The sequence below is a fragment of the Pseudomonas sp. CAM1A genome (assembly GCF_047501685.1).
Classification (GTDB): Bacteria; Pseudomonadota; Gammaproteobacteria; order Pseudomonadales; family Pseudomonadaceae; genus Aquipseudomonas.
Genome location: NZ_JBFNXP010000053.1, coordinates 1 through 521, shown reverse-complemented (window position 1 = coordinate 521; position 521 = coordinate 1). Strand labels below are relative to the sequence as shown.

At 66.6% G+C, this 521-nt stretch carries 1 pseudogene; it reads right to left on the bottom strand.

Features of this window, described 5'->3' with window-relative positions:
* Nucleotides 1-404: pseudogene (locus ABZO33_RS26855) on the bottom strand (condensation domain-containing protein); the annotation flags it as partial.
* Between the last annotated feature and the right edge of the window lie 117 nt (nt 405-521).

Here is a 521-nt window from a genome sequence, read left to right as displayed (position 1 = left end):
TCCATGGCGTAGGTCAGGCGCAGCAACGGCGCCTGGGTCAGGTCCAGGCGCTGCGAGCGTGCGTCGAAGTGATCGTGCAGGCGCTCGATCACCGCCTCCTCGCCCAGCCCAGTGACTTCGTGCACGTACAGACGGGCTTGACGCCAGACCACCTGCACCGGTTCCGCCAAACCTTCCCAGACCACCGAGGTACGCAGGATGTCGTGACGGTCTATGACCTGTTGCAGGGCCTCGGCACAGGCCTGCAGCCGCTCCAGGCTGTCGAAGGCCAGGCGGGTCTGCAGCAGATAGGGGTCGCCCTGCTCGGCACTCAGGTGGTGATAGAGGATGCCTTCCTGCAATGGCGCCAGCGGGTAGATCTCCTGCACGTTGCCGGCGCCGCCTGGCACGCTGGCGACGGGTCTGCAGCAGATAGGGGTCGCCCTGCTCGGCACTCAGGTGGTGATAGAGGATGCCTTCCTGCAATGGCGCCAGCGGGTAGATCTCCTGCACGTTGCCGGCGCCGCCTGGCACGCTGGCGA